Consider the following 17,839-nt stretch of genomic DNA (forward strand, 5'->3'; position numbering starts at 1 on the left):
CGCGTGTTCTCGTGAAGATGCGGTGGGGCGGCGACCGGAGCGCTGCCGGGTTCCTGCCCGTGCGGGGATGGTGATGGTCCGCCGCCCTCCCCGTCGTTCCCGCGAGGGGGGTATAGATGCGCAGGGCTGTCGATAGAGGCGCTGGCGTCGGCGTGTCTGGATTCCCGCCTGCGCGGGAATGACGAGGGAGAAGCGATGCTGGCGTCGTCCTCGCGCGTGTTCTCGTGAAGATGCGGTGGGGCGGCGACCGGAGCGCTGCCGGGTTCCTGCCCGTGCGGGGATGGTGATGGTCCGCCGCCCTCCCCGTCATCCCCGCGCAGGCGGGGATCCAGACACGCAGGTGTCTCGATAGAGGCGGCGGCGTCGGCGTGTCCGGGTTCGCGCCTGCGCGAGAATGACGTGAGCGCGGTGGCGAGGCGGTCGTGTGCCGTGCCGGGTAGGCCGAGGCGGAGGCGGTGGGGCGCGTCGTCGAAGGGCCGGGTCAGGATCGCGGCGGCGGCGAGCGTCTCGAACAGCGCGGGGGCACCGGGGGTGTCGATCAGGCGGAACAGCGGACAGGCGCCGCGGGCATCGAAGCCGTGCGCGGCGAGCAGCGCGTCCAGCGCCGCCGCCTCGGCTGCCAGTCGCGTGCGCATCGCGGTCGCCCAATCGGCGTCGCGGTAGGCGGCGGTGCCGTAGGCGAGCGCGGTCGCCGAGACCGGCCAGCCGCCGAGCAGCACGGCGATCCGCTCGACCACCGACCGCATCCCGGCGACGAAGCCGAGCCGGATGCCGGCGAGCCCGTAGAACTTGCCGAACGAGCGCAGCACCACGACCGGGTCGTGGCGCCCGAGCAGCGGCAGGATGCTGGCGCCGTCGATCGCGTCGGCGAACGCCTCGTCGATCACCAGCACGCCGCCGTGTGCGTCGAGGCGACGGGCGACCTGCACCAGCCGTTCCGGCGCGAACAGCCGGCCATCGGGGTTGTTGGGGTTGGCGAGCAGCAGCGTGCCCCCTGCCCCGGCGGCCGCCTCGACCGCGTCCGCCGCGATCGGGGTCGCGCCGGGCAGCGCGTCACGGTGCGTGCGGTAGCAGGGCGTCACCACCCGCCACGGGCGTGGCAGGTCGAGCGTGGCGAGCAGCCGCAGCGCGATCTCGCTGCCCGGGACGGCCGCCAGCGCGCCGGCAAAGCCGAACGCCGCGCCCGCCGCCGCGAGGAGCGTGTCGAGCGCCTCGGGCGCGGGCAAGGCGTGCTGGTCGATGGCGAACCGCGCCGGCGGGGTCCACGGATGCGGGTTGATCCCGGTCGACAGGTCCAGCCACGGGGACGGCGCATGCGGGAACAGCCGCGCCGCCGCTGCCAGGCGGCCCCCATGGAAGGTCAGATCGCGCACGATGGTGGAGCCTCGACTTGGGCGGTGGCGGCCTCCATCAGCATTTGCGGACAGGCAGGCAAGCGCAAAAGACGGAGGCGACACGGGATGGGCGACGGCGAGTGGCGGACGCGGCTGGTGCTGGGCGGTGCGCGATCGGGCAAGAGCCGGCATGCGCAGGCGCTGGCCGAAGGCTGCGCGGGCGCGCATGTGTTCGTCGCCACCGCGCAGGCGTTCGACGATGAGATGCGCGAGCGGATCGCGCGACACCGCGCCGACCGCGACACGCGCTGGCGGACCGTCGAGGCGCCGGTCGCGCTGGCCGAGGCGGTGGCGGACGTGTGTGACGGGGTGGTGCTGGTCGACTGCCTGACCCTGTGGGCGTCCAACCTGCTGCTCGGCGAGGCGGACGACGAGGCGGCGACGGCGGCGCTGGTCGCGGCGCTGGCCGCCACCCCGGCGCGGGTGGTGCTGGTCGCCAACGAGGTCGGCTGGGGGATCGTCCCCGACAATGCGCTCGCGCGGCGTTTCCGCGACGTGGCGGGGCGGATCAACCAGCGCGTCGCCGCCGCGGTCGACCGCGTCGACCTGGTCGTCGCCGGCCTGGCTATGCGATTGAAATAGATCGCGTTGACAATCGCGGCCGGCATCCGCAGCCTGCCCGGCAGAGAAAAAAGGGAGGTACGCCATGGAGATCGGACGCCGCACGCTGATCGCCGCCGCGCCGTTGCTGGTCGCCGGCAGCGCCTGTGCACAGCCGCCGCAGCGCAAGCTGGGCTATGCGATCGTCGGGCTGGGCGGATACGGGCTCGGGCGGATCATCCCCGAGTTCAGGAACTGCCGCTACAGCCGGCTGGCGGCGGTGGTCAGCGGCGATCCGGCGAAGGCGAAGAAGGTCGCCGCCGAGCATGGCCTGGGCGACAACGCGATCTACGACTATCGGAACTTCGATCGCATCCGCGACAATCCGGACGTCGACATCGTCTATGTCTGCCTGCCCAATGCCATGCATGCCGAATATTCGATCCGCGCCGCGAAGGCCGGCAAGCATGTAATGTGCGAGAAGCCGATGGCGGTGTCGGTCGCCGAATGCGAGGCGATGATCGCGGCGTGCAAGGCGGCGAACCGCAAGCTGATGATCGGCTACCGCTGCCATTTCGAGCCGACGAACCTGGCGGCGATGCGGCTGGCGAAGCAGCCCGATACCGGCAAGATCCGCTATGTGCGGTCCGAGCACGGGTTCAATGCCGGCGATCCGAATGCGTGGCGGCTGAAGAAGGCGCTGTCGGGCGGCGGATCGTTGATGGACATGGGCGTCTACAGCCTCCAGGCGGCGCGCTACATGACCGGCGAGGAGCCGATCGCGGTGACCGCGCGCGAATCGACCGATCGCACCGACCCGCGTTTCCGCGAGGTGGAGGACATGATCGAGTGGACGCTCGAATTCCCCTCCGGTGCGATCGCGGGGTGCCAGTCGATGTATTCGGCGAACCAGAACCGCATCCTGCTGATGGGCAGCAAGGGGCGCGTCGAGCTGGAGCCGGCCACGCGCTACGACGGCAACCGGCTGTGGACCGGGCGCGACGGGCGCGAGCAGGAGGTGTCGCCGCCGCCGGGGCCGGGCAAGACGCAGTTCGCGGCGCAGCTCGACCATCTGGCGGAATGCGCGGTGAGCGGGCGCGAGCCGATCGTGTCGGGCGAGGAAGGCTTGCGCGACATGCGGATCGTCGAGGCGATCTACCGGTCGGCGCGCGAGGGGCGGACGATTAGGCTGGTGTAGGAATTTCACCCGCACGCTGCTACCCGCGCGCCAACTCCCTTATCCTCGAAGGACCGCGCGCATGATCCCCCGCTACTCCCGCCCCGACATGGCCGCGATCTGGGAGCCGGAGGCGCGCTATCGCATCTGGTTCGAGATCGAGGCGCATGCCACCGATGCGCTGGCCGATCTGGGGGTCGTGCCTAAAAGCGCGGCGCAGGCGCTGTGGGCGTGGTGGGCGACGAACCCGCGGATCGACGTCGCGGCGATCGACGCGATCGAGGCCGTGACCAAGCATGACGTGATCGCGTTCCTGACCTGGGTCGCCGAGCAGGTGGGCGAGGAAGCGCGCTTCATGCACCAGGGGATGACCTCGTCGGACGTGCTCGACACGACGCTGTCGGTGCAGCTGGCACGCGCGTCGGACATCCTGCTCGCCGACATCGACCGGCTGCTGGAGGTGCTGGAGCGCCGCGCGAAGGAGCACAAGCTGACCCCGACGATCGGGCGCAGCCACGGCATCCATGCCGAGCCGGTGACCTTCGGCCTGAAGCTGGCGCAGGCGCATGCCGAGTTCCGCCGCAACCGCGCGCGGCTCGTCATGGCGCGCGAGGATATCGCGACCTGCGCGATCTCGGGCGCGGTCGGCACGTTCGCGAACGTCGATCCGCGCGTCGAGGCGCATGTCGCGCAGAAGCTGGGGCTGGCGATCGAACCGGTGTCGACGCAGGTCATCCCGCGCGACCGCCACGCGATGTTCTTCGCGACGCTGGGGGTGATCGCCAGCTCGATCGAGCGGCTGGCGACCGAGGTGCGGCACCTGCAACGCACCGAGGTGCTGGAGGCGGAGGAATATTTCTCGCCCGGGCAGAAGGGTTCGTCGGCGATGCCGCACAAGCGCAACCCGGTGCTGACCGAGAACCTGACCGGACTGGCGCGGATGGTGCGCGGTTACGTAACCCCGGCGCTGGAGAATGTCGCGCTGTGGCACGAGCGCGACATCAGCCATTCGTCGGTCGAACGCTATATCGGGCCGGACGCGACGATCACGCTCGACTTCGCGCTGGCGCGGCTGACCGGCGTGGTCGACAAGCTGCTGGTCTATCCGGAGCGGATGCAGAAGAACCTCGACCGGATGGGCGGGCTGGTCCACTCGCAGCGCGTGCTGCTGGCGCTGACCCAGGCGGGGGTGAGCCGCGAGGACGCGTACCGGCTGGTCCAGCGCAATGCGATGAAGGTGTGGGAATCGGACGGACAGCTGTCGTTGCAGGAGTTGCTGAAGGCCGATCCCGAGGTCACCGCGGCGCTGTCAACCGCCGAGATCGACGAGAAGTTCGACCTCGGCTATCACTATCGCCACGTCGACACGATCTTCGACCGTGTGTTTGCCGGCTGAGCCAAGGCGTTGACGAATCGTCAAGATTTCGGTTGCAAATAGTGCAAGCACGAATGTTCTGTTCGATTGTTGCGCGTTGGAGCAATAAATATCATTTGGCTCCGTGCCGGCATGACCCGGCATACGGAGACCATTCCCATGCGCATGTTCGAAACCGCCGCCAGCACCGCGCTGGCCCTGGCGGCTCAGGCGCTGGTGGTCGGCGTCGTGTTCACCACGCTCTGATCCATCGGCACACCGCCCCTCTCACGGGGGGCGGATCGCCCCGCTCCATACCATGAACATCCTCGGCGCCGTCCTAGCGGGTGGCCAGGCGACCCGGTTCGGCAGCGACAAGGCGCTGGCGATGCTGGACGACGCGACGCTGCTCGATCACGCGTTGAACAGCCTGCGACCGCATTGCACCGCGCTGGTGGTGGTCGGGCGAAGCGACGCGCCGGTTGCCTGCATCCCCGATCTGCCGGTGTCGGGATTGGGCCCGCTCGGTGGGATCGCGGGGGCGCTCGGCCATGCCGCCGACCATGGCTATGACGCGGTGCTGACGACGGCATGCGACACGCCGTTCCTTCCCGACGACCTGTTCGAGGCGCTGCTCGCCGGAACGCCCGCCTATGCCGCCGAGGCGCCGACGGTGGGGCTGTGGCCCGCGCGGCTGGCGCAACCGTTGCTGTCGCATCTGATCGGCGGCGGCGCGCGCGCCATACGGCGGTGGGCCGGTCAGGCGGGCGCGACCGCGGTGCTGCCCGGCGTGGTGCTGGCGAACGTCAACACGCCCGCAGAGCTTGCCAGCCTGTCGCGCCCGTAAGCCGCGGGCGCGCCGTTACTGGTAGCCGCCTTCTTCCTCGCGCTCCTCGGCGGCCTCTTCCTGCGCCTCTTCCATCGCCTGCGCCTGATCGTCGTCGTCGCGCTTTTCGGGGTTGGTCGTCATGATCGCATCTCCTTGCCCGCCATCAACCGACCGCGGCGCGAAGCGATCCGTTGCCCGACCGTTCGCGCCGAGCCCGTCGAAGCGCGTGCCCGGACACGTCCTTCGACAAGGTCAGGACGAACGGGGTGCTGCCGCGTTCGTTGCGAGCGCCCGCCGCACCGCGGGCGCCATCCGGCGGACGACGATCGCGACGCCGCGGGCGTTCGGGTGGAGCCCGTCGCCCTGGAACAAGGCGCGCTGCCCCGCGACGCCGTCGAGGAAGAACGGGTAGAGCGGCACGCCGTGGCGGCGCGCGAGCGCGGGGTACATGCCCTCGAACGCACGGACATAGTCGGCGCCCATGTTGGGCGCGCTGCGCATGCCGGCGAGCAGCACCGGGATGCCGCGGCGGCGCAACTCGGCGAGGATGCAGTCGAGGTTCGCCTGCGCCTGCGCCACCGGCAGCCCGCGCAGCATGTCGTTCGCACCGAGTTCGACGATCACCAGATCCGGCCGCGCCTTCAATCCGCGCAGCCCCCAGAGCAGACGCGCGCGGCCCTGCGCCGCAGTGTCGCCCGCCACGCCGCCGTTGCGCACCGTGGCCGCCACCCCCTGCCGCCGCAGTTCGGCCTGCAATCGCGCGGGGAATCCCTGCGCCGGGGGGAGACCGTAGCCCGCCGTCAAACTGTCGCCGAACGCCCATATCAACGGTGCGCGCGGCGCAGCCTGCGCCGGCGCGACCAGCAACAGCAGCAGGATCGGATGGACAAGCCACCACCACCCTCCGTATCGACGCAATCGTGACCGGCTTCCCATCCGCCCCAGATAGCGCGCCGATCCGGGCACGCAACGTCCGCCTCGCGCTCGGCAAGCCGCCGGCCCGCGTGGAGATCCTGCACGGCGTCGACCTGACCGTGGAGACGGGGGACACGGTCGCGCTGCTCGGCGCGTCGGGATCAGGCAAGTCGTCGCTGATGGCGGTGCTCGCCGGGCTGGAGCGGCCGACCGCGGGCGAGGTGCATGTCGCCGGACTCGATTTCACGACGCTGGACGAGGATGCGCTGGCGGTCGCGCGGCGCGGGCGGATCGGGATCGTGCTCCAGGCCTTCCACCTGCTGCCGACGATGACCGCGCTGGAGAATGTCGCGGTGCCGCTGGAACTGGCCGGGGCGAGCGATGCGTTCGAGCGCGCGCGCGAGGAGCTGACGGCGGTCGGGCTCGCGCATCGGACCGGGCATTATCCCGCGCAACTGTCGGGCGGCGAGCAGCAGCGCGTGGCGATCGCGCGCGCGCTGGTCGCGCGCCCGGCGCTGCTGTTCGCCGACGAGCCGACCGGCAACCTCGATACCACCACCGGCGCGGCGATCATGGACCTGCTGTTCGCGCGCGCCGGCGAGGCGGGCACGACGATGCTGGTCATCACGCACGACCGCGCGCTGGCGGCACGGTGCGCGCGGGTGGTCGAGCTGGCCGACGGGCGCATCGTCGCCGATCGCCGCGCGTGAGCAGCGCATGGACCCTCGCGCTGCGCGACCTGCGGCGCGGGGGCCGCGGGCTGATCCTGCTGGCGATGTGCCTGTTCCTGGGCACCGCCGCGCTGGCCGGGATCGGCAGCCTGTCGGCGGCGATGCTCGCCGCGCTGGATGCGCAGGGCCGCGCGATGCTGGGCGGCGATCTGGAGATGGTCGTGTCGCAACGCCGCGCGACGCCGGAGGAACTCGCCGCCTTCGCCGCCGCCGGACCGGTCGCGGAGGTCGTGTCGCTGCGCGCGATGGTGCATTCAGGGTCTGATCAGAGCGCGCTCGCCGAGCTGCGCGGGGTCGACGATCGCTGGCCGCTGGTCGGCCGCTTCCGGATGGCGCCGGGCGCGCTGGCGACGCGGCCGCATGGCCGGGAAGCCGCGATCGCGCCGGCGCTCGCCGAACGGCTGGGGGTGACGGTCGGGGGCACGATCCGGCTGGGCACCGTGCCGTTCCGCGTCGTCGGGCTGATCGCGCAGGAGCCCGACCGGCTGGGCGCCGGCTTCGCACTCGGCAGCCCGGTGCTGGTCGACCTGCGCGGGCTGGACGCCAGCGCGCTGATCCAGCCGGGCAGTCTCTATCGCAGCGGGTATCGCATCGTGCTGCCGCCGCGCGTCGACGCCGAAGCGACGGGCAAGCGGCTGGCGGCGCGCTTCGCGGGTGCGGGCTGGACCCCGCGCACGACCGAGAACGCCGGGCGGGGCGTGCGCGGCGGGATCGCGACGCTGGGACAATTCCTGCTGCTGGTCGGGCTGGCCGCGCTGGCGATCGCGGGGGTCGGGGTCGGCAGCGGGGTCGCGGCCTATCTGGCGGCGCGTACGAAGATGATCGCGACGCTGAAGGTGCTTGGCGCGCGCTCGCCGCTGATCGCGCGGCTGTTCCTGATCGAGCTGGGGCTGGTCGGCGCGGCGGGGATGCTGCCGGGGTTGGTGCTGGGCGCGGCGGTGCCGTGGATCGTGACGCGCATCGCAGGGAACGCGTTGCCGGTGGTGCCGCGGCTGGCGATCTATCCCGGGCCGCTGGCGACCGCGGCAGTGCTGGGCGTGCTGGTCGCGCTCCTCTTCGCGCTGCCCGCGCTGGCGCAGGCGCGGCGCGTGCCGGCCGCGACGCTGCTGCGCGATGCGCTGGCCGATACCGGGCGGCCGTCGTGGCGGGTGCTGACCGCGATGGCGGCGCTGCTCGCCGCGCTGGTCGCGCTGGCGGTGCTGTCGGCGAGCGACCGCTGGCTGGCGCTGGGGTTCGTGGCGGCGATCGCGGGGCTGGTGGCGTTGCTGTGGGGGGTCGGGATCATGTTGCGTCGCGCGCTTGCGCGGGTGCCGCGCCCGCGCGGCGCGCTGCCGCGCCTCGCGCTCGCCAACCTCCACCGCCCCGGCGCGGCGACCGACCGGCTGGTGGTGGCGCTGGGGCTCGGCTTCTCGCTGTTCGTGGCGCTGGCGGTGATCGATTCCAGCCTGTCGGCGGAACTCGCCGGCTCGGCGCCGGCGCGCGCGCCGCGCTTCTTCGCCGCCGACGTGCCTGCCGAGGACGCGGCGACGTTCCGCGGCGCGGTCCGGCGCGCGGCGCCCGGCGCGCGGATCGAGGCGGTACCGTCGCTGCGCGGCGCGATCGTCGCGATCAAGGGCGTGCCGGTGACGCAGCTGAGAACGCTGCCCGCCGACGCCTGGGTGCTGCGCGGCGATCGGACGCTGACCTGGTCGGCAGGGGTGCCGCCGCGCAACCAGGTGGTCGCCGGGCGGTGGTGGCCGGCGGATTATCGCGGGCCTCCGCTGGTTTCGATCGAGGATCGCGCCGCTGCGGCGCTGGGGCTGCGGATCGGCGACGAGATCACCGTCTCGGTGCTGGGGGTCGACGTGCCGGCGCGGATCGCGGCGCTGCGCAGGATCGACTGGCAGGGGCTGGGGCTGAATTTCGCAATCGTCTTCTCGCCCGGCTATATCGAGGAAGCGCCGCACAGCCTGCTCGCCAGCATCTATGCGCCGCCGGGGCGCGACGGCGCGATCGCGCGTGCGGTGGCCGCGGCGATGCCGGCGGTGACGCTGATCCGTACCGGCGACGTGATCGGGCAGGTTTCCGCGCTGCTGGGGCAGATCGCGACCGCGGTGCGCGTCGCCGCCGCCGCGACGGTGCTGGCCGGGCTGGCGGTGCTGGTCGGGGCGGTGGCCGCCTCCGGGCGCGCGCGCCGCTACGACGCAGTGGTGCTGAAGCTGCTGGGCGGGAGCATGCGGCAGGTGCTGGGCGCGCAGGCGATCGAATATGCGCTGCTCGCCGCGCTGCTGTCCGCCGTGGCGCTCGCGGCCGGCGGCGCGGCGGGGTGGTATGTCGTCACCCGCGTGTTCGACATGGGATTCGCGCCCGACTGGGGGCGGGTCGCCGCGACGCTGGCGCTAGCGAGCGCGATCACGCTGGGGATCGGGGTGGCGGGCAGCGTGCCGGCGCTGCGCGCACGTCCGGCGCGGATGCTGCGGACGCTGTAGCGGTCAGTCGGCCCTCGGCTGCTCGATGAGCGTGAGGACGTTGACGATCAGCCCGCGCATCGTCTCATGCGCGGCCGCGGCGTCGCCGGCCAGGATCGCGTCGCGCACCGCGGTATGTTCGGCGATGCTCGCGCTGCGGCCCGCGATGCGGTTGGTGAAGCGGATCGAGGTGCGCAACGCGGTGCTGACCATCTCGCGGAACTGGAGAAAGAACGGATTGTTCGACGCTCGCAGCACCGCGACGTGAAAGGCGATGTCGGCATCCAGCGTATCGTCCTCGCCGCGTTCGGCCGCCACCATCTGCGCGAGACCGGCGGAGATCGCCTGCTGCTGTTCGGCGGTGGCGCCGCGCGCGGCGAGCGCGGCCGCCTCCGGCTCGACCCCGATCCGCAGTTCGTTGAAATGACGCAGCAGGTCGATCGACGCCTCGCGCTCCAGCAGCCAGCGCAGCACGTCGGGGTCGAGCAGGTTCCACGCGTCCTGCGGGCGCACGAACGTCCCCTGCTTCGGCCGCGCGCCGAGCAGCCCCTTGGCGGCGAGCATCTTGACCGCCTCGCGCGTGACCGAACGGCTGACGCCGTGTTCGCGGACGATATCGGCCTCGTTGGGGAACGGGCGGTCGGCATAGTCGCCGACGACGATCGCGCGCCCCAGCACCTCGTGGAGCCCGTAGGTCAGGTTGCGACCGAAAGCGTGCTGCACCGACGATTGTCTCCCCGTTCAGGCGCGCCGCCGTCTCGTGGCCGCGCGCGGGCGTATCGTGCCCCGATCCGTGCGGCGAGCACAACCGGCAATTATCCCATCATTGGACGGCATGTTGCAGTGCGGCACTTGCGGTGTGACGACAAGCGGACATATTGTCCGCTTCTTCGCGACTCGCGGCTTCGGTCGCGGGCGCCTTCTCGTTGCTGGACCGGATAGATGGCCGAACAGGGTGCCTCCCCCCACGACACCGCGGATAACGGCGCGACGGACGCGCAGCGCGACGACGCCGGCGCCACGCCGCGCCGCGGGCTGAGCGGGCGCGCCAAGGCGGTGCTGATCGTCGTGGCGCTGGTCGTCGTCGTCGTGGGGGCGATCTGGTACGCGCGCTACAAGGCGCACGGCCAGTATCTTCAGGACACCAACGACGCGACCGTCCGCGCCGACATGGTCACGGTGGCGCCGCGCGTCGCCGGCTATGTCGCGGACGTATTCGTCACCGACAACCAGGACGTCCGCGCCGGCCAGCCGCTGGTCCGCATCGACCCGCGCAACGCACAGGCGCAGGCCGCGCAGGCCGGGGCGCAGATCGCGGTCGCCAACGCGCAGGCCGACAGCGCACGCGCGCAGGTGCGCGAACAATATGCCGCGATCGAGCAGGCGCGCGCACAGCTCGCCTCCGCACGCGACAAGGCGGCGCACGATGCCGCGGAGGTCGCACGCTACCGCCCGCTCGCCGCGTCGGGCGCCGAGACGCGCCAGCAACTCGCGCAATTGCAGCTCGCCGCCGAACAATCCGCGCAGGCGGTGCGCGCGCAGGCCGCGGCGCTGACGATGCAGGAGCGCCGCGTCGCCGCGTTCGAGACGCAGGTTCGCCAGGGGCTGGCGCAGGCGCAGGCGGCGCGCGCGCAGCAAAGCGCGGCCAATGTCGACGTGGGCGCGACGCTGATCCGCGCCGCGATCGACGGGCGCGTCGGCGACAAGACGGTGCAGATCGGCCAGTATGCGGGCACGGGCACGCGGCTGATGTCGCTGGTGCCGCTCGACAAGCTCTACGTCACCGCCAATTTCAAGGAGACGCAGCTGGCGCTGATGCGTCCCGGCCAGCCCGCCGAGATCAAGGTCGACGCGCTGGACGGCATCGTGCTGAAGGGCCGCGTCGCCAGCTTCTCGCCGGGGACGGGCGCGCAGTTCTCGCTGCTGCCGCCGCAGAACGCGACCGGCAATTTCACCAAGATCACGCAGCGCGTGCCGGTGCGCATCGCGCTGGAGGCGACGCCCGAGGTCCGGCGGCTGCTGGTGCCCGGGCTGTCGGTGGAGGTGACCGTCGACACGATTTCCGCCAAGGACGATATCGAGCGGCTGCGCGACCGGCAGCAGCAGGCGAACAAGCGGGAGCGCTGAGCGTGGCGAGCGCCGCTCCCCCTGCCCCCACCCCCGCTGCGTCGCGCGCCGACCTGCCGGCCGGCGGGGCGGAGCGTGCCGACCTGGCGGCCTGGCTGGCGGTGGCGGCGGGGACGCTGGGCGCGTTCATGGCGACGCTGGACATCTCGATCGTCAATTCCGCATTGCCGACGATCCAGGGCGAGATCGGCGCGAGCGGCACCGAGGGGACGTGGATCGCGACCGCCTATCTGGTCGCGGAGATCGTCATCATCCCGATGGCGGCATGGCTGGAGCGGCTGCTGGGGCTGCGCACCTTCCTGCTGATCGCGGCGGTGCTGTTCACGCTCTTCTCGGTGATCTGCGGCACCGCCGACACGCTGCCGCAGATGATCGTGGGGCGTGTCGGGCAAGGGTTCACCGGCGGGGCGATGATCCCCACCGCGCAGACGATCATCGCGCAGCGCCTGCCGCGCGCGCAACAGCCGATCGGGATCGCCGCGTTCGGCATGACCGCGATCCTGGGGCCGGTGCTCGGCCCGCTGGTCGGCGGGTGGCTGACCGAGAACATCAGCTGGCATTATGCCTTCTTCCTCAACCTGCCGATCTGCGGCGTGCTGGTCCTGCTGCTCCTGCTGGGCCTGAAGCACGAACCCGCACGCCTCCACCTGTTCCGCGAGGCCGACTGGCTGGGGATCGCCGGCCTCGCGCTGGGATTGGGCGGGCTGACGGTGTTCCTGGAGGAAGGGCAGCGCGAGCAATGGTTCTCCTCCGAGCTGATCCGCTACATGTTCGTCGTCACGATGGCCGGCTTCGCGCTGCTGCTCGCCGGACAGGTCTTCGCCCGGCGCCCGGTCATCAAGCTCAGGCTGCTGCTCGACCGGCAGTTCGGATCGGTGGCGGTGATGGGGCTGGTGCTGGGCGTCGTGCTGTACGGCACGTCGTATGCGATCCCGCAGTTCCTGGCGGCGATCGCCGACTATAACGCGCTGCAATCGGGCAAGGTCGTGCTGCTGGCGGGCATCCCCAGCTTCGTGATGATGGCGATCGTGCCGATCCTGCTGGTGCGGGTCGACATCCGCCTGGCGGTGGGCGCCGGGCTGCTCATCATGGGCACGTCGGCGCTGCTCGACGCCAATCTGACGATCGATTCGGTGGGTAGCGACTTCACCGAATCGCAGTTGCTGCGCGGGGTCGGGCAGATCCTGGCGATGCTGTTCCTCAGCCAGGCCGCGATCCGATCGGTCCCGCCGTCCGAGGCCGGCGACGCCTCCGGATTGTTCAGCGCGATGCGCAACCTGGGCGGCAGCTTCGCGCTGGCGGGAATCGCGATCATCCAGGACCAGCGGTCGTGGTTCCACGCGCGCCGGATCGAGGAGACGCTGAACGCCAATTCGGTCCGCGTGCAGGACTATATGGCCGCCACCGCGCAGTCGCTGGGCGGGCCGCAGGCGGCGCTGCGCACGCTGGGGCAGCAGATCCAGGGGCAGGCGCTGGTAATGACCTACAACGACATCTTCTGGATCATGGGCATGGGCACCTTCGTCGTCCTGCCGCTGGTCCTGTTCCTTCGTCCGCTTCCCAAGGGCGCCGCGCCGGCGGCGATGCATTGATGCGCCACCTCCTCCCTGCCCTTCCCCTCGCGCTCACGCTGGCAGCGCTGGGCGCGTGCACCGTCGGCCCCGACTACAAGGGACCGCCGGCGGTCGCCTCCGACGCGGTGGCGCGCGGCACGTTCGTCCGCGCCGGCGACGCAGCGTTCACGCCCGCGCCCGGGTTGGCGCGCTGGTGGGAGACGCTGGGCGACGCGACGCTGACCGCGCTGATCGACGATGCACTGGCGCACAGCCCGACGATCGCGGCGGCGGAGGCGAACCTGCGTGCGGCGGGCGAGCAATATCGGCAGCAGCGCGCGGCGCGGCTGCCGTCGGTCAGCGCCAGTGCGGTGTATCTCAACGCGCGGCTGCCCGGCACCGACCTGGGTGGCGGGCAGCAGGGCGGCGCGCAGCAGGGTGGCGGGGACCAGGGCGGCGGGGACCGGGACACGACGCTCGACTTCTACAATCTCGGCGCGATGGCGTCGTGGGAGCCCGACCTGTTCGGCGGGGGCCGCCGCGCGCAAGAGCAACGGCGTGCGACCGAGGGCCAGCGGTTCGCGCAGCTGGCCGATGCGCAGGTGACGCTGTCGGCACAGGTCGCGCAGGCCTATGTCGCGTTGCGCGATGCACAGGCGCGCGCGCGGCTGAACGCGCAGTCGAGCGCATTGCAACGCCGGCAACTGGCGCTGGTGCAGCAGCGCTATGCCGCGGGCACCGCCTCGCTGCTCCAGGTCGAGCGGTTGCAGAACCAGCTCAACAGCACCGATGCGCAGACCATTCCGCTCGCCGCGCAGATCGACGAGTACAAGGGCCAGCTGGCGATCCTGACGGGGCGTGCGCCCGGCGCGCTCGATGCGACGCTGGCGCCGGTGGTGGCGGTGCCGCTGCCGCCCGCGCAAGTGCCGATCGGCGACCCGGCCGCGCTGATCGCGCACCGCCCCGACATCCGCGCCGCCGAACGCGCGCTGGCGGCGGGCAATGCGCAGGTCGGGGTGGCGACCGCCAAGATGTTCCCGTCGCTCAACCTGCTCGGCGTCGTCGGGCTGGGCGGCACCGGGATCGGCGACGTGCTCGATCCGTCGAAGCTGGCGACGGTGGCGGCGCCGATGCTGAACTGGTCGTTCCTCGATTTCGGACGCAACCGCGCTGCGGTGCGCGGCGCGGAGGCGCAGCGCGACGCGGCGGCGGCACAGTATCGGCAGACGGTGCTGGAGGCGCTCCAGGATGCCGAGACCAGCCTGTCGCGGTTCGGCAACACCCGGCAGCAGCTCGCGCAACTGCTGCTGGCCGACCAGTCGGCGCAGCGCGCGGCGCGGCTGAACGCGCAGCGCGTCGATGCCGGGACGAGCACGCTGGTCGACCAGCTCGATATCGAGCGGCAACGGCTGTCGGCGGCGATCGCGGCCGAACAAGGACGCGCCCAGCTGACCAACCAATATATCGCGGTGCAGAAGAACCTGGGGCTGGGCTGGCGCGATCCTGCCCCGTCAGCGCGGCCGTAGCCCGACCGTCACCAGCGCCAGCGCTTCGTCCAGCAGGGCATCGCGACGGGTCGTCGGCGCCTTGGAGACGATCGCCCCCAGCATCCGGACCGCCAGCGTCAGCTCGCGCGCGCCCAGATCGCGCGCCAGCGTCCCCTCGCGGTGGCCGCGCGTCGCCAGCGGTCGCAGCAGCGCCTCCAGCCGCTCGCGCAGCGCGTCGAAGGCGTCGCGATGGTCGCCGTCCAGCGGCATGTCGATCGTCAGCCGCGCGAACAGCCGAGTCGCTTCCTCGCCCTCGATCACCAGCCGCGCCAGCGCGCGGTCGAGCGGCAGCGCGGGGTCGACCAGCGCGCCGAGCCGGTCGATCTCGCGCTCGAACACCGCCAGCGCCAGCGCCACGCGGTCCTTGAAGTTGCGGTAGAAGGTGCCGCGCCCGACCCCGGCGACGTCGGCGATCTCCTCCAGCGGCACGAAATAGCCCGCCCGCGCGAAGCAGACGCGCGCCGCCTCGATCAGCGCATTACGCCGGGCGAGTGCGTCGCGGCGCATCGGCCGTGCGCCCGGCTCCGGCGCATCGGCGCCGTCGCGCACGGTCCGGGTCGGCCCGGGGGGCGGGCTCAGCGGACCGAGACGCGCACCGGCACATGGCCGATCTTGCGCGCCAGGCCGGCGGGATCGCTCAGCCGAACGTGCCCGACCCGCCATTGCATGTCGCCTTCGCGCCGCGCCTGCTGCAACATGCGGTTGACGTGGACCGAGGTGAGCCCGAGCGCGTCGGCGAGCGTTTCCTGCGTCAGCGGCAGGTCGAAGCCGTTGCCGCTGACCGTGCCATTCAGCGTCAGCCGCTCGTAGAGTTCGAGCAGCAGGTCGCTGATCCGTTCCTGCGCGTTCAGGCGGCCCAGCCGCGTGATCTGCGCGAGCAGGTGCCCCTCGTCCATCGCGCGGCTGATCGCATAGGCGACGTGCAGCGGCGAGCCGGCGTCGGCGACCGGCAGCGGGCAGACGGTCACGTCGGACATCGCGATCACGGTCGATACCGCCGCGGCGTGCGGATGGTCGCACGCGCCGATCAGGTCGCCGGGCAGCAGGAAGCTCAAAAACTGCCGCCGGCCATCGGGCAGCAGCCGCACCCGCGCCGCCCAGCCGGACAGCAGCAGCAGCGCCTGCGTGATCTCGCGCCCCTCGGTGACGATGTCGCGGCGCGAGCGGATCGCGCGCGCTTCCTCCATCGCGGCGGTCAGCGCCGCGATGGCGGGCTGGTCCAGCGCGGCGAGCGCCATCAGTCGCGTCAGCGCCGGTCCGCGCGGGTCGGTGCGCAACTGTCCTCGGATCATCGGACCTTCTCCATCTCGCACAGGTTACGCACGGCGGCGACGACCGCTGCACTGTCAAAGGGTTTGACGAGCAGCCGCACGTCGCGCAGCGATTCCGGCAACGTCCAAGCATCATAACCGGTTAGGAACAGAAAAGGCACCCCGCACGTGCGCAGCCGCTCCGCGATGGGAAAACACATCGCATTGCCCAGGTTCACGTCGAGCATCGCCACGTCGATCCGCTCGCGCTCGATCAGCGCCAGCGCGTCGGCGACGCGTCCGACCGGGCCGACCACGGTAATGCCATGCGCTTCCAGCGCGCGCTTCAGGTCGGAGGCAATGAAATAATCGTCCTCGACGATCAGCAGGCGCTTGCCCGTCAGATTGGCGTTATCGCTCAGAATGTCGTCCCTTCCTCCTGCAACGGCAGGGCGATCTCGCATCGCACCCCGCCGCCGACGAACCTCAGTCGCGTTTCCGCACCATATTGATAGGGCAACGCCTCGCAAATCAATTCCGTACCAAAGCCTTGACGACAAGGTGAAATCGGCACGACCGGCACACCTTTTTCGGTCCAGGTCAGCCGAACGGCGGGGACGCCGTCCACCTCCACGCCGGTCGACCAGCGGATGTCGAGCGCCGCGCCTGGCACGCGCAGCGCGCCATACTTGACGGAATTGATCGCCAGTTCGTGGACGGCCAGCCCGATCGCCTCGGCGGCGCGCGCGGGCAACAGAATGTCGGGGCCGGTGATCGCCATCGCCTCGCCATCCGCCACGCCGACGCTGAGCAGCTCGTCGCGGATCAGATTCTGGAGGTCGACGTGCCCGCTGGGCGTGCGCGTCACGATCGCCTGCGTGCGCGCCAGCGCGTCCAGGCGGCCGCGGAAATGGTCCGCGACATCCTCCAGCGCGCCGCCCGCCTCGACGGTGCGTGCGAAGACCGAGCGGACCACCGTCAGGATGTTGCGCACGCGGTGCTGCAACTCGGCGACCAGCCGCCGCTGCCGCTCCTCCAGCATCCGCAGGTCGTGGACGTCGGTGGCCGCGCCCAGCCAGTCGGTGGTCGCCCGCGGCCCGTCGCGGATCGGCACCTGCCGCATCAGGAACCAGCGATAGGCACCGTCGCGATCACGCAGCCGTACCTGATGCTCCAGCGGGTCGCCGCAGGCGTAGGAGTGCCGGAACGCCGCCTCCGCCGCGCTGCGGTCGGCGGGATGCACCACCTCGAGCCAGCCCCATTCGGCCGCATCCGCCTCGCTCTGCCCGGTCAGGTCGGTCCACTGCCCGGTGCTCATCTTGTTGCGGCCGGACGCGTCGGTGCGCCACAGCATCGCGGGCACCAGTTCCATGCTGACGCGGCGCATGTCCTCGCTTTCGCGCAGCGCCACTTCGGTGCGCTTGGCCGTCAGCGCCTGGACGATCGCCGGCGCCAGCTCCTCGGCCGCCAGCCGGTCGATCTCGCGGAAGCCGCCGGCGCGATTGCCGAGCCCGATGACGCCGATCAGCCGCCCCTGCCGGCGCAGTGGCACGCCCAGGAACGATTCCAGCGGCGGATGGCCGGGCGGCGTGCCGATCGCATCCGGATGCCCGCGCGCGTCGTTGGCGATCAGGCTGGCATCGTCGAGGATCACGCGACCGTAGAGCCCGTGCAGGTCGAGATGCGTCGGGACCAGATCCTCGCCGGCGTCCGGCCACGCGCGGCGAAACACCGTCCAGGCACGGTCGCTGATCGCCAGGTCGTGGAGCCGGTCGCGTTCGGGGGTCAGCTCCGCCATGAAGCTGAACGACGCGCCGGTCAGGTCCTCGGCGACCGCCAGGCAGAGGCGGCCGAGCGCCTCCACGGTGGTCGCACCCAGCGCCTCGTGGAAAATGCGGTTGATCGCCTGCAGCACCGCATTCTTGCGCGCCAGCGTGGCAAGCAGGTCGGTTTCGTCGTGCACTTCGGCCTTCAC

16 protein-coding genes are annotated in these 17,839 nt (G+C 71.6%); 9 read left to right on the forward strand and 7 right to left on the reverse strand.

Translation table 11 applies throughout. The annotated features are described in order from the left end of the window. A partial coding sequence (locus J2Y58_RS08215; protein WP_310101337.1) for an aminotransferase class I/II-fold pyridoxal phosphate-dependent enzyme occupies positions 1 to 1,373 on the reverse strand: 1,373 nt, incomplete at its 3' end. An 87-nt stretch (positions 1,374 to 1,460) separates the two neighbouring features. Here J2Y58_RS08215 and cobU point away from each other — a divergent pair. From cobU to J2Y58_RS08235, 4 genes are all read left to right on the forward strand, one after another. Then, positions 1,461 to 1,976 carry a bifunctional adenosylcobinamide kinase/adenosylcobinamide-phosphate guanylyltransferase gene (gene cobU / locus J2Y58_RS08220; RefSeq protein WP_310101340.1) on the forward strand — a complete coding sequence of 172 codons (516 nt, stop codon included), beginning with the start codon at positions 1,461 to 1,463 and terminating at the stop codon, positions 1,974 to 1,976. 64 nt (positions 1,977 to 2,040) lie between these two features. Next, a complete protein-coding gene (locus J2Y58_RS08225) occupies positions 2,041 to 3,132 on the forward strand; it encodes a Gfo/Idh/MocA family oxidoreductase (RefSeq protein WP_310101344.1) in 1,092 nt (363 codons plus the stop codon). Between the two features lie 61 nt (positions 3,133 to 3,193). Continuing rightward, positions 3,194 to 4,507 (forward strand): adenylosuccinate lyase, encoded by a 1,314-nt coding sequence (gene purB / locus J2Y58_RS08230; RefSeq protein WP_310101347.1) that lies wholly within the window; start codon positions 3,194 to 3,196, stop codon positions 4,505 to 4,507. 277 nt (positions 4,508 to 4,784) lie between these two features. Continuing rightward, complete coding sequence (locus J2Y58_RS08235; RefSeq protein WP_310101350.1) at positions 4,785 to 5,312, forward strand: molybdenum cofactor guanylyltransferase; 528 nt, start codon at positions 4,785 to 4,787, stop codon at positions 5,310 to 5,312. A 234-nt stretch (positions 5,313 to 5,546) separates the two neighbouring features. Here the strand turns inward: J2Y58_RS08235 and J2Y58_RS08240 are convergent, their stop codons facing one another. Then, on the reverse strand, positions 5,547 to 6,230 hold the full coding sequence (locus J2Y58_RS08240; RefSeq protein WP_405053085.1) for an arylesterase: 684 nt from the start codon (positions 6,228 to 6,230) through the stop codon (positions 5,547 to 5,549). On the opposite strand from J2Y58_RS08240, the gene J2Y58_RS08245 reads away from it, so the two are divergent. Together J2Y58_RS08245 and J2Y58_RS08250 are read left to right on the forward strand one after the other, a co-directional pair. Then, positions 6,212 to 6,919, forward strand: a complete 708-nt coding sequence (locus J2Y58_RS08245; RefSeq protein ID WP_310101970.1) for an ATP-binding cassette domain-containing protein — start codon at positions 6,212 to 6,214, stop codon at positions 6,917 to 6,919. The two genes, J2Y58_RS08240 and J2Y58_RS08245, sit on opposite strands and share 19 nt — an antisense overlap. After that, positions 6,916 to 9,408: an FtsX-like permease family protein gene (locus J2Y58_RS08250; protein WP_310101353.1), complete on the forward strand. Its 2,493-nt coding sequence runs from the start codon at positions 6,916 to 6,918 to the stop codon at positions 9,406 to 9,408. The genes J2Y58_RS08245 and J2Y58_RS08250 overlap by 4 nt, the downstream gene beginning before the upstream one ends. Positions 9,409 to 9,411: 3 nt before the next feature. Here the strand turns inward: J2Y58_RS08250 and J2Y58_RS08255 are convergent, their stop codons facing one another. After that, entirely contained in the window at positions 9,412 to 10,110 is a 699-nt protein-coding gene (locus J2Y58_RS08255) for an FCD domain-containing protein (RefSeq protein ID WP_310101356.1), read from the reverse strand. Positions 10,111 to 10,329: 219 nt separating this feature from the next. Here J2Y58_RS08255 and J2Y58_RS08260 point away from each other — a divergent pair, with 219 nt between their 5' ends. From J2Y58_RS08260 to J2Y58_RS08270, 3 genes are read left to right on the forward strand one after another with little or no spacing between them, the layout of a single operon-like run. Then, complete coding sequence (locus J2Y58_RS08260) at positions 10,330 to 11,514, forward strand: HlyD family secretion protein (protein ID WP_310101359.1); 1,185 nt, start codon at positions 10,330 to 10,332, stop codon at positions 11,512 to 11,514. 2 nt (positions 11,515 to 11,516) lie between these two features. Continuing rightward, positions 11,517 to 13,106, forward strand: a complete 1,590-nt coding sequence (locus J2Y58_RS08265) for an MDR family MFS transporter (RefSeq protein ID WP_405053086.1) — start codon at positions 11,517 to 11,519, stop codon at positions 13,104 to 13,106. Further along, a complete protein-coding gene (locus J2Y58_RS08270) occupies positions 13,106 to 14,593 on the forward strand; it encodes an efflux transporter outer membrane subunit (protein ID WP_310101362.1) in 1,488 nt (495 codons plus the stop codon). The genes J2Y58_RS08265 and J2Y58_RS08270 overlap by 1 nt, the downstream gene beginning before the upstream one ends. Here J2Y58_RS08270 and J2Y58_RS08275 read toward each other — a convergent pair. Genes J2Y58_RS08275 through J2Y58_RS08290 form a run of 4 tightly spaced genes read right to left on the reverse strand, consistent with a single transcriptional unit; the run spans position 14,579 to position 17,839 of the window. Beyond that, complete coding sequence (locus J2Y58_RS08275; RefSeq protein WP_310101364.1) at positions 14,579 to 15,163, reverse strand: TetR family transcriptional regulator; 585 nt, start codon at positions 15,161 to 15,163, stop codon at positions 14,579 to 14,581. The two genes, J2Y58_RS08270 and J2Y58_RS08275, sit on opposite strands and share 15 nt — an antisense overlap. Positions 15,164 to 15,189: 26 nt before the next feature. Then, positions 15,190 to 15,906 carry a Crp/Fnr family transcriptional regulator gene (locus J2Y58_RS08280; RefSeq protein ID WP_310101367.1) on the reverse strand — a complete coding sequence of 239 codons (717 nt, stop codon included), beginning with the start codon at positions 15,904 to 15,906 and terminating at the stop codon, positions 15,190 to 15,192. Further along, the gene (locus J2Y58_RS08285; RefSeq protein WP_310101369.1) at positions 15,903 to 16,328 is read right to left on the reverse strand and encodes a response regulator; all 426 of its coding nucleotides are present in this window, start codon (positions 16,326 to 16,328) and stop codon (positions 15,903 to 15,905) included. The genes J2Y58_RS08280 and J2Y58_RS08285 overlap by 4 nt, the downstream gene beginning before the upstream one ends. Beyond that, positions 16,283 to 17,839: a GAF domain-containing protein gene (locus tag J2Y58_RS08290; protein ID WP_310101372.1), complete on the reverse strand. Its 1,557-nt coding sequence runs from the start codon at positions 17,837 to 17,839 to the stop codon at positions 16,283 to 16,285. The genes J2Y58_RS08285 and J2Y58_RS08290 overlap by 46 nt, the downstream gene beginning before the upstream one ends.

The sequence above is a fragment of the Sphingomonas sp. BE138 genome, assembly GCF_031456125.1.
Taxonomy (GTDB): Bacteria; Pseudomonadota; Alphaproteobacteria; order Sphingomonadales; family Sphingomonadaceae; genus Sphingomonas.